Origin of the sequence: Pandoraea commovens (genome assembly GCF_902459615.1) — a bacterium.
Taxonomy (GTDB): Bacteria; Pseudomonadota; Gammaproteobacteria; order Burkholderiales; family Burkholderiaceae; genus Pandoraea; species Pandoraea commovens.
On sequence record NZ_CABPSA010000001.1, the window covers coordinates 16022 to 30123 of the forward strand.

Genomic DNA, 14102 nt, shown 5'->3' on the forward strand with positions numbered 1-14102 from the left:
CGCAGCATGGACTGGATCAATCTGCTGACGCCGCTGGCCGCAAGCGCGGTGATCGCCGCCATCCCCCTGATGCTCGCTGCGCTGGGCGAACTGGTGACCGAAAAATCGGGCGTGCTCAATCTCGGCGTGGAAGGCACGATGCTCATGGGCGCCATTGGCGCGTTCGCTGTTACCGTGCAGACAGGCAGTCTTTGGCTGGGCGTCATCGCCGGTATTGCATCGGGCGTCGTCATGTCGGCCGTATTCGCATGGCTCACGCTCTCGCTCATGGCCAATCAGGTCGCGACAGGTCTGGCGCTGACGATCTTCGGCATCGGCCTGTCGGCGTATGTCGGCCGTCCGTACACCGACGCAACGATTCCGATGCTGCGCGATATGCCGATTCCCGGGCTGTCGTCGATTCCCGTGCTGGGCGCTTCGATCTTCTCGCTCAATCCGCTGGGGTATCTATCGGTCGCACTGCTCGCGGCGATTGCATGGTTCCTTTACCGTACCCGCGCCGGTCTGGTGCTGCGCTCGATTGGCGAAGCGCCTTCGGTCGCCCATGCCATCGGCTATCCGGTGGTGCGGATTCGCTATTTGGCGACGCTGTTCGGTGGTGCCATGTCGGGGCTCGCCGGTGCCTATTACTCCGTCGGCTATCTGCGTCTGTGGCAGGAGAACCTGACGGCAGGACGCGGCTGGATTGCGCTCGCGCTGGTGGTCTTCGCCACATGGCGGCCCGGGCGCACGGCGCTCGGCGCGCTGCTGTTCGGCGTTGTGATGGCGCTGCAATTTCAGGCACAGGCGATGGGCATTCGTATTCCTTCGCAAGCGCTCGCAAGCCTGCCGTATCTGGCGACCATCGTGGTGCTGGTGATCATTTCCCGCAATCGTCAGACGATTCGGCTGAACGCGCCGGCGTCGCTGGGCAAGCCGTTCTTTGCCGGGTCCTGAGGCCGGGGTGACGCCGGGTTGACGACGGCGTGCACGCAGTAAGCGATACAAGCATTTCACTGAAACAATCGATGACGAGGAGAAAATCGATGCGACGTAAAGTCCTGATCACAATGGCAAGCCTGGCGGCCGCCATGCTGGTTTCCGCCTGCGGCAAGCAGGAGAACACGACCGCCAACGCGCCGGCGGCCGCGTCCGATGCGCAGGCATCCGCAGCACCGGCGGGCAAGGGCCCGATGGGTGTGGCGTTCGTCTACATCGGCAACCCGGGCGACGCAGGCTGGACCTTTGCGCATGAGCAGGGCGCGAAGGCAGTCGAAGCCAAGTACGGCGACAAGGTCACCGTGACCCGCGTGGAGAACGTGCCGGAAGGCGCGGACTCGGAGCGCGTGTTCCGCGATCTGGCGAGCAAGGGCAACAAGCTGATCTTCGGCACGTCGTTCGGTTACATGGATTCGATGGTCAAGACGGCTGCCGACTTCCCCGACGTGACGTTCGAGCACGCCACGGGCTTCAAGTCGGCACCGAACCTGGGCACGTACGACGTGCGCACGTACGAAGGCGCGCATCTGGCAGGCGTCGTCGGCGGTTACACCACGAAGTCGAATGTGATCGGCTATGTGGCGTCGGTGCCGATTCCTGAGGTGATCCGCAATATCGATGCGTTCACCATCGCCGCGCGCGAAGTCAATCCGAAGGTCAAGGTGAAGGTCGTCTGGATCAATAGCTGGTTCGATCCGGGCAAGGAGCGTCAGGCCGCAGAATCGCTGGTGGGTCAGGGCGCCGATGTGCTGATGCAGAACGTCGACTCGGCCGTGGTCATGCAAGTGGCTGAAGAGAAGAAGATCCACGCCTTTGGCTGGGATTCGGACATGAGCAAGTTCGGCCCTAACGCGCATCTGGCATCGGCCGCCATCGACTGGAGCAAGTACTACATCCGCACGGTCGACGAAGTCATGCAGGGCACGTGGAAGAACACGCCGGTATGGGGTGGCATCAAGGAAGACGAAATCAACCTCGTCTCCATCAACGACAAGGCCGTGTCGGAAGCCGCCCGCAAGGCGGTGACCGCACGCCACGACGCGATCCGCGATGGCAAGTACGACCCGTTCACCGGCCCGCTCAAGGGGCAGGACGGCAAGGAAATCGTGCCTGCGGGCAAGACGCTCAACGACGACGAAAAGCACCAGATCAACTGGTTCGTGGAAGGCGTCGAGGGCTCGCTGCCCAAGCAGTAAATGGTTGATCTTGTTCGATCCCGCCGTGCGGCGGGATCATGCTGAGAACGAAAAACCGCCGGATCACACCGGCGGTTTTTTTATGGCTGGACGGCTGCGGGCGTCGAGAGCGGTTGCTGGGCGTCACGCGCGTAGAAAACGAGCAGTTCTGCGCCGGTATCCCCCGTGCGGCCACGATGGGGGACATCGACCAGCTCGGCGATCGTATCTCCGGCAGTGAACGTCCGGGTCGCGCCGCCCTCTGCGCGCGCGATGATCAGCGTACCCGCCACGAGATGCCCAACGATAGGCGCGGGATGCGTGTGCCAATCCATCACAGTATGCGGGGCGAGGGTGATGCGCATCAGCGTCGGGGCCGGCGCGCCCACCGCGTAGGGCCGGTATGGCGTGCCGTCCCAGGCGGTGTTGGTCATCAGGAGCGTTTCGGTCGCGACGCCCGTCTGGGTATTGCTGACCTGTGTGGCTTTGGGGTGGCCATCGGCGAGACCTGGCGTTGGCCCGCATAGGAAAAATGCCGCAGTTAATGCGGTGGCGGCAGCGGTGCGCTTTCGGAGGGTGCGTTGTCGGACGTATACGTTATAAGGCTGGGCAATGTTGACCGTCATGGGAAGGTCTCGTTCGAGAGAAGGTATGGGGACTTGCAGCCTAAGGTGGCCAAAATCCCATCACCGCTCGGTGCGTCACAAATAGGAGCATTCACAAGTGGTCATGCCACCCCCGGGGCGCGTGACACGTATCGGTGTTAAAATGTCAGGTTTCGTGGCGCAATTTCGTGCCGCCGCAACTCATCACCCCGGATACCGCCTGTGCTGTCTACTGCCAATATCACGATGCAATTCGGCGCCAAGCCGCTCTTCGAGAACATCTCCGTCAAGTTTGGCGGGGGCAACCGCTATGGCCTGATCGGTGCCAACGGTTGCGGCAAATCGACGTTCATGAAGATCCTCGGCAGCGACCTGGAGCCGAGCGCCGGCAACGTCATGCTCGAGCCGAACGTGCGTCTTGGCAAGCTCAAGCAGGATCAGTTCGCGTATGAAGACATGCGCGTGCTCGACGTCGTGATGATGGGCCACACCGAAATGTGGGCGGCCATGAGCGAGCGCGACGCGATCTACGCGAATCCGGAAGCCACCGACGACGACTACATGCACGCCGCCGAACTCGAAGCGAAGTTCGCCGAGTACGACGGTTACACCGCCGAAGCGCGTGCGGGCGAGCTGCTGCTGGGCGTGGGCATTCCGACGGATCAGCATCAAGGCCCGATGAGCAACGTCGCGCCGGGCTGGAAGCTGCGTGTGCTGCTGGCGCAGGCGCTGTTCTCGAATCCGGACGTGCTGTTGCTCGACGAACCGACCAACAACCTGGACATCAACACGATCCGCTGGCTGGAAGACGTGCTCAACGAGCGCAACTCCACCATGATCATCATTTCGCACGATCGCCACTTCCTGAACGCCGTGTGCACGCACATGGCCGACATGGACTACGGCACGCTCAAGATTTACCCGGGCAACTACGACGACTACATGCTGGCGTCGGCACAGGCTCGTGAGCGTCAGATGGCGGCGAACACCAAGGCGAAGGAACGCATCACCGACCTGCAAGACTTCGTGCGCCGCTTCTCGGCGAACAAGTCGAAGGCCCGTCAGGCGACGAGCCGTCTCAAGCAGATCGACAAGATCAAGGTGGAAGACATCAAGCCGTCGTCGCGTCAGAACCCGTTCATTCGTTTCGAGTTCGAGAAGAAGCTGCACAACCTCGCGTTCGAATTCGAGGGCATTTCGAAAGCCTACGACCGTCAGATTTTCAAGAACTTCACCGGTGCAGTGCGCGCGGGCGAACGTGTTGCGATCATTGGCGAGAACGGTGCCGGTAAGACCACGTTGCTGCGCAGCCTGATGGCCGATCTGCCGGTCGACGGCGGCAATGTGAAGTGGGCAGAAAACGCGAATATCGGCTATTTCCCGCAGGATACGTCCGAAGCATTCCCGGAAGACCAGACGCTCACCGACTGGATGACGCAGTGGGGCAAGGAAGGCGATGACGATCAGGTGATCCGTGGCTCGCTCGGCCGTCTGCTGTTCGGTGGCGACGATGTGGGCAAGTCGGTGCGCGTGCTGTCCGGTGGCGAAAAGGGCCGCATGATCTGGGGCAAGCTGATGCTGGGCCGTCACAACGTCATGATGATGGACGAGCCGACCAACCACATGGACATGGAATCGATCGAATCGCTTCAGATCGCGCTCGACAAGTATCCGGGCACCCTGATCTTCGTGTCGCATGACCGAGAATTCGTGTCGGGCCTGGCCACGCGCATCATCGAAGTGAAGAACGACGGCACGCTGGTCGATTACGCCGGGACTTATGAAGAGTATCTGGCTAGCCAGGGCGTGGAAGTCTGACGTTCACGAACGTTCGATAGATACGCCGTTACGTCGTATCAAGGGCAGGGCGCTTGCATCGCAGGCGCCCTGTTTGCGTTTACAGCGAAATGCATTGCGACGGGCGGACTACAATGGCCATTCGTTGCTCAACGCCAGCAGGAGGCAATGCATGAAGACGTACGACAAGTTTTTCATCGACGGACAGTGGGTGACGCCGGTCGGGCGCGGCACGCTGGACGTGTTCCATTCCGCCGACGCGAAGCTCATGGGCCGCATTCCCGAGGGGGCGTCGGAAGACACGGAAGCTGCGATTGCCGCTGCGCGCAAAGCGCGTGACGCATGGGCGGCTACACCGGCTGCCGAGCGTGCCGGTTATCTGCGTAAGATTGCGGCGGGCCTGAAAGCGCACACCGACGAGCTGGCGCAAGTCATGACGGGCGAGACGGGCATGCCGATCAAACTCGTGCGTGCCATTCAGGTTGGCGGTCCCGTGTATCACTGGAACAAGTACGCCGAGCTGGCCGAGTCGTTCGAGTTCGAGGCACGCGTCGGCAATTCGTTGGTGGTGCGCGAACCGGTCGGCGTTGTGGGCGCGATCACGCCGTGGAATTACCCGCTGAACCAGATCACGCTCAAGGTCGCACCGGCGCTGGCTGCTGGTTGCACGGTGGTGTTGAAGCCATCGGAAGTGGCGCCGTTCAACGCTTTCATTCTGGCCGAAGTGATCGAAGAGGCTGGACTGCCGCCGGGCGTGTTCAATCTGGTGACGGGCCTCGGTCCAGTCGTCGGCGAGGTGCTGGCAAGGCATCCGGATGTCGACATGGTGTCTTTCACCGGATCGACGCGCGCGGGAAAACGCGTGTCGGAGGTAGCGTCGCAAACCGTCAAGCGTGTCGCGCTGGAGTTGGGTGGAAAGTCGGCCTCGGTGGTGCTAGACGATGCGGACCTTGCCGCAGCCGTCAAAGGAACGCTCAATGCCTGCTATCTGAATTCGGGGCAGACATGTTCTGCGCACACGCGCATGCTGGTGCCAGCGTCGCGCTATGACGAGGTCAAGGCATTGGCGAAAGAGGCTGTGACACGTTTTACGTTGGGCGATCCGCGCGAGGAAACGACGCGCCTCGGGCCGCTTGCGTCATCTGCGCAACGCGAGCGCGTGCAGACGTACATCCGCAAGGGTTTGTCTGAAGGTGCGGAGTTGATTTCGGGTGGGGATACGGTGCCCGAGGGCTTCGAGGAGGGCTTCTTCGTGCAGCCGACGGTGCTCGGACGTGTGACACCGGACGCCACGGTGGCGCAGGAAGAGATCTTCGGCCCCGTGCTGTCGATCATCACGTATCAGGACGAAGCCGACGCAGTGCGTATCGCTAACGATTCGATCTACGGGTTGGGCGGCGGCGTCTGGTCAGGCGATGAGGCGCGCGCGGTGCGTGTGGCCCGTCAGATTCGCACCGGACAGGTTGACATCAACGGCGGGGAGTTCAATGTGCAGGCCCCGTTCGGTGGGTTCAAGCAATCGGGCCACGGGCGGGAGAACGGCGTGTACGGCTTCGAGGAGTTCCTCGAGTACAAGTCGCTTCAGTTCAAGTCTGCGAAGTCGTAGAACTGCTGTCGCAAAAGCGCATCCCCGTGCCTTCGCGGGTGATGCGCTCCCACACCGCTGCCTTCTCTTCCTCGGTGAAAAACACCCAGTTGGAGACTTCGTAGGCGGTGCGGCCGCAACCTTTGCAGACGTCGTCGAAAAGTGTCGAGCAAACGCCAATGCAAGGGCTGTCGGGGCGGTCGTGCAATTCGGACATAGGGGAGAATTCGGCCAGGTCTGGCGGGGGTGACACAAGATGTTGCCATTATCGCATCGATGGCCGGGGCGGTTTCGATTCCCCTACGGGTGGAGGCGGACGGTGGACATTTGCGTCCGTTTCAGGTTGGCGAGGGTATTGATTGATAGGTGACGATCGTTATGCTGCGTAGCTGGCAACTTTTTGCGCTGGGCTCGGCGTTTTTCGCTGCACTGACAGCGATATTCGGCAAACTCGGGGTGGCGCAGGTCAACTCGAACATGGCTACGTTGATTCGTACCGTCATCATTTTCGGGGTGACGCTGGCCATCGTCGGCATGCGTGGGGAGTGGCAAAGGCCGACAAGCCTGAGCGCCAACACGTGGGTCTTCCTTGTCCTCTCCGGGGTCGCCACGGGGCTGTCGTGGCTCTGCTACTTCCGGGCGTTGCAACTGGGGCCGGTGTCGGGTGTCGCGCCACTCGACAAGCTCAGCGTGGCGATGGCGATGCTGATCGGGTGGGTGGTGCTTGGTGAGCCGTTTTCGCTGAAGGAGGCACTCGGCGGCGCGTTGATCGTCGCCGGCGCCCTCGTGCTGGTGTTGTGACGCCTCACCAACGGAACACGCTGTAGCCGATGCGCACCTGCGACCGCGAGTGACGGTTGTAGTCGAGCATATCTTCGCCGTAACCCGTGAAATAGCCGAGCCAGATATAGCCGCCGGTGCCCGGAATCAGCTTGCCGAGTGGATAGGTCACCTGCACATCCACACTGCCGTAGTTGCGCTTCATGCCCTTGCGAAGCGTTGCACCGATCTGCCAGCCATTGGGTTTGCCCCACAACACGAGCAAGTCCATGTAGCCCCGATAGTCCTGAATATCGGGGTTGTCCTTCTTCTCCAGATAGGCATAGAGCTTCGGCGCGATCGTCCAGTGATACTCGGACGGGTTGCCGAACGTGAGGATCGGTTTCACGAAGACGGTGTTGATGCTGCGCGAGTCGTCGCCTGCTTTGCCGTTGGACTCGTGTTCGATACCGGCGGCGACACCCAGCGACGAGAACCAGCCAGCACGCACCCCCGTGTCGGGGACGTAGTAGAAGAAACTCGGACGGTAATTCGAGTCGCGGAACGGTGCGGATTCGGCTTCCAGATCCCACGTCGACAACTGGGTGTAGCCGAAGTACAGATTGTCGAGGAAGGATTTCGACGTGGGGTTGTCGGGCTTCAGAATGTGGAACTTGAAGCTGAGCTGAAAGCGCGCGTTAGCGTCGCCGTTCTTGCCGAACCCAATGTACATCGGCTCATTCGACGAAATACGGGCGAACTCGGCGTCGGCTGTCGGGGCGATCGCCTCGGGCGATGTGGCGGCCGGTGCCGCCGCGACTGCGGCAGACGCTGGCGCTGCTGTGCCGTTGCCAGTGCCCGAGGTCGCGCCGCTTTCCGCAGGGATCGGCGCTGCGGCGACCATCGGTTCGGCAGGTGCGGCGCGATCCAGCACCACGGTGGTGATCGAGGCGTCCCAGTCGACCGGCTCGATGCGTACGGACCCGCGTAACTCTTTGGGCAGGACTGCTGAATAAGAGACGCGACGGAACTGTCCGTTGGACAGGGTGAGCTGAGCGGGGACGATCGCGGCCCGCTTCAGATGCAGCAGTGTCGGTTTGAAGTCGTCGTTAGAGATGCGAACGACGATTTCTTCCGGCAAATGGATGGTCTTGCGGCCTGGCGAGTCCTGTGTAGCCAACAGCATGAGCTGCAACGGCGCACCGCCTGTAAGGGCGCGCGGCGGTTGCAGTAGCGAGAGATCCGCATGTGCGGCGCTACTCAGGGCCAGGCAGAGGGCGGCTGCGCCGACCTGAACGGCGCGAAGCGGCGATGGGGCGAATGTGGCGAGATTCGTCTTGAGCATCGATCCGGTCTGAGTTGGCGACTTCAGGCCGGGATGCCTGAAGCCGGTTAAGAACCGCCTCGGGTGAGTACCCGGAGGTCGGATTCGCGGGCGCAGCGATCGCGTCCACGAGATTTGGCAAGGTACAGCGCTGCGTCGGCGCGTTGCAGCCAGGCGTTGTCGTCGTCACCCGTGTGCCATTGGGCTACGCCGGCACTTATCGTGAACTGAAGCGATCGACCGTCGACGTTGATGCGTGATTCGCGAACGGCTTCGCGCAGCCGTTCAGCGGCGTCGAACGCCCGTGCTTCTGTGGCGCCACTCAGGATAATAGCGAATTCTTCGCCCCCCAAACGACCGCAGATGTCATCTTCGCGTAACGATTCGTGACAAAGCCGGACAAAGGTGGCCAATACCGTGTCGCCCAGCGCATGTCCCCAGGTGTCGTTGATCTGCTTGAAATGGTCCAGGTCGACAAGGATGACACTTGTCGGCACGTCTGCGGAATCCGCCTGCATGACTTCGGCACGCAGGCGCTTGAGGAAGTGGCCGCGTGAAAGCGCGCCGGTCAGTGCGTCGTACTTCACCTCGTGTTCGAGGGCTGCATTTTTTGCCAGCGTGTCCGTCAACTGGAGCTTTTCGCGGCGCAGGTAGCGCACGAGCAGATAGAGCGCGCCAGCCGAGCTGAGCAGCAACGCGAACACCAGTAAGGCATAACGTCGTCGTTCGACCGAGAGGCTGCCGAGCGTTGGCGCTTCGCTCATGGTGTAAATCACCATGTCGCCGTCCGACGACGGTTCGACATCCAACAAATACGGCTGATTGTCAGGGCGCACGCGTACCAGCCGCGCACTGTGTTTGTTGTCCTCGTCGTCCGGTCCCATTTTGAGAAAGTTGGGCGTGCTGGGTGTCAGATCGTAGTTTTCGATGGGGACGACAGTGAAGTCTTCCTGCATATACAGATGGCGGCGCTCCGGGCGTGAGAGATTGAACACCGCTGCACCCGGCACCGCCAGTCCGGTGAAGGTCGGGTCGTTGGCGAGCACGATCACGCCATTTTTGTCCGTGATGAACGAAGCGCCGCTGTCGACCCAGTGCGACAACCGACGAATGCCGAGCTTGACGACAACGACGCCGACCAGAATGCCGTCGTGATAGACCGGCGCGGTGAAGTACATGCCAGGCATTCCCGTCTTGCGTCCGGTGACGTATTGCTGCCCCGCGCCGCCAAGGACTGCCGTGTTGAAGTAGTCGCGGTCGCCGTAGCGGTCGCCGATCAGCGGGTTCGTCGAACTGAAGTCGCTGGACGCGATGGTGATGCCGTCGGGCGTTCCTAACCAGACGAGATCCGCGCCGAAATACAGCTGCGCGACGCGCAGCAGCTCATTGACGGGCTTCAGGACGGGATTCGCCAGCAGTATCTGTCGCGCTTTGTCCTGCGGAACATGTGTCAGAGGATGGGTGGCAATCGAATTCGCGGCGGACTGAATCTGCTCGATTTGCGCGAGGACCTGCGGGATGCCGCGAATGAGCATCAGATCCTGATTGACCGTATGAACGGTGCCATGCGCCAGCCTCGTGGCGATGCTGCGCTCCTCGTAAAGCAGGCGCGCGGCACGGTTCGCCACGAGTTGGTCGGCAGCGAAACGCGCCAGACCCCAGGCGACAAGGACACACAGCAGAACGACGACGCCGCACAAAAAGGCGAAAGCGGCATGTCGACGGGAAAGAGGAGCGTTGACCAACGGCAAAGGCGGTTGCTGACGCGTTTACAGGCGCCCGTGCCAGTCTCGAATGAACGTTTCGATGTGCCCGGGCGGTAAGGGACGCGTGCAATGATACCCCTGCCACGCGTGACAGCCCAGCGATGCAAGCGCATCGCGTTGCGCACTGGTCTCCACGCCTTCGGCCACCGTTTCGATTTCGAGCTTGCGGGCGATGGCGATGATCGCGCGGATCAGTTCGGTGTCATAGCCGCCGAGCAGCACCCCGGCCACGAACTGATAGTCGATCTTGACGGTGCCGAACGGCCACCGTTTGAGCCGCACGAAGCTCGAATAGCCGGTGCCGAAGTCGTCGAGCGACAAGCGCACGCCCATCGCGACGAGTTCGTTCATCAGCGTGGCGGCTTCGTCGAGATGCGAGATCAGCGACGACTCGGTGATCTCGATCTCCAGCTTGTCCGGCGGCACGCGGTGGTGTTTGAGGGCGTAGCGAACCGTCTCCAGCGTCTGCACGCGCATTTGCTGCGCGGAGAGATTCACGGCCACGCGAGGGTACTCTTCACCGTCCGTATGCCACTTGTCGAGCTGACGACACGCTTCGTGCAGTGTCCAGTCGCCAATGGGACCGATTACGTCGCACCGCTCGGCCGCCGGAATGAACTCACCCGGCATGATGAGTTCGTCGTCCCGTTGCCAGCGGATCAGGGCTTCGAGGCCCGTCAACCGATGCGTACGCATGTCGATCTGCGGCTGATAGTGCAGGCGGAATTCCGAGTCCGAGAGCGCGCGTCCGATGGCGCTGCGCCAATAATGCTCGTTGCCTGCATCGTCCGGCGGGGCAATACCCTCGGTCGGCGCGGCAGGGGCTTCGGTGACGAGAAAGCGCGACGCGCTCTCGCGAATGGCCTGATCGGCGACGTCGGACGTATGTTCAAGTAGGGTGGCCGGCCACACGGGAACCTGCGGCAGATGCGTGATGCCCGCCGAGACGATCGGGTAGAGCAGCCCGTTGCCGCACGGCACCGGCGATTCGCCCGCCCGAATGAAGCGGCGCGTGATCTGTACGGCGGCCTCGCGGCTGCTCAGGTCGCGTAGCAGAATCGCCACCTGCTGATCCGAAACGCGGCCGATGAGGTCGCGACGTCGAATGCGCGAGCCGATGCGAAAAGCCACCGTCGCGAGCAGATCCGCGTCGGAGATTGCCTGTTGACTGGACGCCTTGCGCTGGCCCCGACCCACGTGCAGCACGACTAGCGCGCTGTGGCTGTTGGGCGGGCTCGGGGTCCTCAGCTCGAGACTGAGGGCGCGCAAAAGCCGCTGGCGATCCAGCAGCAAATCGGCGAGGACGACTTGCCGTCGCAGCGCGTTCGTATCGTTCATCTCGGCAGGCAGGCAAACATCGCCTGAACGGTTGAGCGATTGTCATCGGCGCGTTCAATGCTGGCGAGGCCATCCAGCAGGAAAAGCCCACGCGTCGAACAGGTCGTGCCGCCAGAAAACCCTTGAATCATGTTCTGCATAAGACGCGTAAATGTGTCGGCCGTCGTGCGAGGGGTGAATCGGGCGCACCGTCCGGTGCGCCGTTTCCTTCGCGTTCCGGCAGACCGCGCGCAAGGCGTGGCCCGACTAGAAGCTCGTTCCCGATCGCGAGACCGGGTCCTTTGACATTTAACGGCACCCAAATTTGAAAATTGAGTGCGGGTTTCACCTACGGTCAACTCAGCGTGGGCGCGCCAGCCATTCGCGGCCCCGAAGCATAAAGTCCCAATAAACCTTTGGCAGCACGTATTTTTTCAGGACCCACGCAAAACGGTTCGCGTGCGTACCGTCGATAGGCAATGTAGGGAGAAGTTTCCCGCCATAGCCGAATTCCGCAAGCACGATCTTGCCGTGCTCCACGGTAAGTGGACAAGCACCGTACCCGTCGTAATGCAGTGAAAGGGGGCGGCCATCCATCGAGGCGAGCAAGTTTTCGGCGACGACAATGGCCTGTTTGCGCGCTGCGGCGGCGGTTTTGGCGTTGGGTGCGGAAATCGCGTCGCCGAGACCGAACACGTTGGCATAGCGCGCGTGGCGCAGCGTCGCCGGGTCGACTTCACACCAACCCGCAGCGTCGGCCAGCGGGCTCGCTCGCAAGACGTCCGGCGCACTTTGCGGCGGCACCACGTGCAGCAGATCGAACGGCTTGTCGACGAACTGCGATTGCCCGTCAGCATCGAAAATCTCGAAACGCGCCACACGGCGCTCGCCATCCACCGCACGCAGATGCGAGAGATGATTGAGCGAGATGCGATATCGCTGGACGTACTCCATCAGCGCCGGGATGTAGTCTTTGACGCCGAACAGGGCGGGTGCCACGAGATGAAACTCGATCTTCGTCTTGTCCAGCAGACCGCGTTGACGCCACGTATCGGCCGAGAGATACATGGCTTTTTGCGGGGCGCCCGCGCACTTGATCGGCATCGGCGGCTGCGTGAACAGGGCATTGCCGCCCTTGAATTCGCGAACCAGCGACCACGTGTACGGGGCGAGATCGAAGCGGTAATTGGAGGTCACGCCATTGCGGCCGAGCGTTTCGCTCAAGCCGTCGATGGCTTCCCAATTCAGTTGCAGCCCGGGCGCCACAATGAGGAAGCGGTAGCCGAGGCGACGCCCGTCCGAGAGCAGCACTTGCTGGCGCTCCGGCGCGAAAGCCGTGACCGCAGCCTGGATCCAGTTCACGCCTTCGGGAATCACGCTCGACATCGGGCGGGCCGTGCGGGCGGCGTCGAATTCACCGGCGCCGACAAGCGTCCAGGCGGGCTGATAGTAATGCGTGTCGGCCGGATCTACGATCGTGATCGAGAGCGTCGGACGGCGGCGGCGCAGACTTGCGGCAACCGAAATACCGGCCGCCCCCGCACCCATGATGACGATGTCGGCGTTGCTCTCCGTCGCGGGTGCTGGCGTCGCGGATACATCGCTGGACATAAGGTCTCCGACAAGTGATCAAAAATTGAAACGGATTACGACATATCGATGCGTATCCCAAGCGTCACGCAACACGCCGTGTGAGGCGGTTACGAAGCGTGCGGGACATTCTACGTTCACTTGCCCCCAATTTCGCGGGAAACAGGGCGATTTCTCACAATTTTTACGTTTTGATCAACTGGAGAACGTTTAGGGCGTGTGCCATCTGCGTGACGACGCTGCGTTGGCCAATGCGCAGATCGTGACGCACCTCGTGCGACGTGTTTTGTCTTGCGTGAGGGTGGATGCGGCGAGTGCCGGAGCGGACAGCGGATGTTGACGCGGGCATCACGGATGTGATGCCCGGGAATGTTTGTGTAATGTGCAGAATCGGTTTGCGCCGCCGGTCATGCGACGCGAAAAAAACGGGAACGTTTGCAATTTACGCGTGCGCGTGCGCGTGACCGTGCTTGTGGTCGTGCTCGCAAGCGACTTCGATGGGGTCCGTCTCGTTGTGACAAGCGCAGGCCTCGCCCTGTGCGCCTTGCATGAGTGCGCGCAGGATGCCGCAGTCGCTCGTCTCATGACGGCTACGGCATTGCGCTTGCAGATGCAGAAGCTGCTGCTCCAACGCCTGCAATTCGTGGATGCGCGTATGCACGCGTGCCAGATGTGCCTCGATCAGTTGGTTGGCATCTTCGCACGTCACATGGGTGTCGTGCGCCAGTTCGCCGAGTCGTTTGGCATCGGCGAGCGGCATGTCGAGCGAACGGCAGTGACGGATGAAGCGCAGGGCGTCCAGGTGTTCGTCGCCGTAGGTGCGATAACCAGCGTCGGTTCGCGGCGGCGGCGGCAGCAGGCCCGCGCGCTCGTAATAGCGGATGGTTTCGACATCGGTGCCCGCCGCTCGGGCCAGTTCTCCGATTTTCATACTTGACTCCGTAGTCACTACAGGGTTTTGAATAAAGGGTAACACGAATCATGTAACCAGGAGTTCACATGTCCAACCCTTCGGAATCGGGCCGTTTGGCGGGTCTGACCACTGCGGCGACGGCGAATCGGGAGATGCCCGGCCATGGAAATGGTCCAGCGCAAGGGCATGATCACGAGACCTGTCACGGGCATTCGCATGAGCACACGCCACCGTCACAGGGGCATCGGCATGCCCACGATCACGGCCATCGTCACGACGGTCATGCTCACGAG

At 61.8% G+C, this 14102-nt stretch carries 13 protein-coding genes; 5 read left to right on the forward strand and 8 right to left on the reverse strand.

The window, feature by feature from the left end:
• The first annotated feature begins 6 nt into the window (after nucleotides 1–6).
• The gene (locus PCO31010_RS00070; protein WP_150662447.1) at nucleotides 7–936 is read left to right on the forward strand and encodes an ABC transporter permease; all 930 of its coding nucleotides are present in this window, start codon (nucleotides 7–9) and stop codon (nucleotides 934–936) included.
• Between the two features lie 89 nt (nucleotides 937–1025).
• Complete coding sequence (locus PCO31010_RS00075) at nucleotides 1026–2174, forward strand: BMP family ABC transporter substrate-binding protein (RefSeq protein ID WP_150662448.1); 1149 nt, start codon at nucleotides 1026–1028, stop codon at nucleotides 2172–2174.
• Between the two features lie 80 nt (nucleotides 2175–2254).
• On the opposite strand, the gene PCO31010_RS00080 is transcribed toward PCO31010_RS00075, so the two are convergent.
• Nucleotides 2255–2779 (reverse strand): cupin domain-containing protein, encoded by a 525-nt coding sequence (locus PCO31010_RS00080; protein ID WP_150662449.1) that lies wholly within the window; start codon nucleotides 2777–2779, stop codon nucleotides 2255–2257.
• 201 nt (nucleotides 2780–2980) lie between these two features.
• Here PCO31010_RS00080 and PCO31010_RS00085 point away from each other — a divergent pair, with 201 nt between their 5' ends.
• On the forward strand, nucleotides 2981–4576 hold the full coding sequence (locus PCO31010_RS00085; RefSeq protein ID WP_150662450.1) for an ABC-F family ATPase: 1596 nt from the start codon (nucleotides 2981–2983) through the stop codon (nucleotides 4574–4576).
• A 151-nt stretch (nucleotides 4577–4727) separates the two neighbouring features.
• Complete coding sequence (locus tag PCO31010_RS00090; RefSeq protein ID WP_150662451.1) at nucleotides 4728–6161, forward strand: aldehyde dehydrogenase family protein; 1434 nt, start codon at nucleotides 4728–4730, stop codon at nucleotides 6159–6161.
• On the opposite strand, the gene PCO31010_RS00095 is transcribed toward PCO31010_RS00090, so the two are convergent.
• A complete protein-coding gene (locus PCO31010_RS00095; RefSeq protein ID WP_150662452.1) occupies nucleotides 6142–6357 on the reverse strand; it encodes a DUF1289 domain-containing protein in 216 nt (71 codons plus the stop codon). The two genes, PCO31010_RS00090 and PCO31010_RS00095, sit on opposite strands and share 20 nt — an antisense overlap.
• A gap of 161 nt (nucleotides 6358–6518) precedes the next feature.
• Here PCO31010_RS00095 and PCO31010_RS00100 point away from each other — a divergent pair, with 161 nt between their 5' ends.
• Nucleotides 6519–6941, forward strand: coding sequence for an EamA family transporter (locus PCO31010_RS00100; RefSeq protein WP_174984390.1), 423 nt, complete (start codon nucleotides 6519–6521; stop codon nucleotides 6939–6941).
• A 4-nt stretch (nucleotides 6942–6945) separates the two neighbouring features.
• Here PCO31010_RS00100 and PCO31010_RS00105 read toward each other — a convergent pair whose 3' ends face one another.
• The 6 genes from PCO31010_RS00105 to PCO31010_RS00125 form a co-directional block, all read right to left on the reverse strand.
• Nucleotides 6946–8244: a phospholipase A gene (locus PCO31010_RS00105; protein WP_150662453.1), complete on the reverse strand. Its 1299-nt coding sequence runs from the start codon at nucleotides 8242–8244 to the stop codon at nucleotides 6946–6948.
• A 47-nt stretch (nucleotides 8245–8291) separates the two neighbouring features.
• The gene (locus PCO31010_RS00110) at nucleotides 8292–9851 is read right to left on the reverse strand and encodes a sensor domain-containing diguanylate cyclase (RefSeq protein ID WP_150662454.1); all 1560 of its coding nucleotides are present in this window, start codon (nucleotides 9849–9851) and stop codon (nucleotides 8292–8294) included.
• A 141-nt stretch (nucleotides 9852–9992) separates the two neighbouring features.
• On the reverse strand, nucleotides 9993–11327 hold the full coding sequence (locus tag PCO31010_RS00115; protein WP_052252903.1) for a putative bifunctional diguanylate cyclase/phosphodiesterase: 1335 nt from the start codon (nucleotides 11325–11327) through the stop codon (nucleotides 9993–9995).
• The gene (locus tag PCO31010_RS26525; RefSeq protein ID WP_174984116.1) at nucleotides 11324–11467 is read right to left on the reverse strand and encodes a hypothetical protein; all 144 of its coding nucleotides are present in this window, start codon (nucleotides 11465–11467) and stop codon (nucleotides 11324–11326) included. Before PCO31010_RS26525 ends, PCO31010_RS00115 begins: the two co-directional genes overlap by 4 nt.
• Before the next feature lie 199 nt (nucleotides 11468–11666).
• Nucleotides 11667–12917 carry an NAD(P)/FAD-dependent oxidoreductase gene (locus PCO31010_RS00120; protein ID WP_150662455.1) on the reverse strand — a complete coding sequence of 417 codons (1251 nt, stop codon included), beginning with the start codon at nucleotides 12915–12917 and terminating at the stop codon, nucleotides 11667–11669.
• Between the two features lie 421 nt (nucleotides 12918–13338).
• The gene (locus tag PCO31010_RS00125; RefSeq protein ID WP_150662456.1) at nucleotides 13339–13827 is read right to left on the reverse strand and encodes a Cd(II)/Pb(II)-responsive transcriptional regulator; all 489 of its coding nucleotides are present in this window, start codon (nucleotides 13825–13827) and stop codon (nucleotides 13339–13341) included.
• Between the last annotated feature and the right edge of the window lie 275 nt (nucleotides 13828–14102).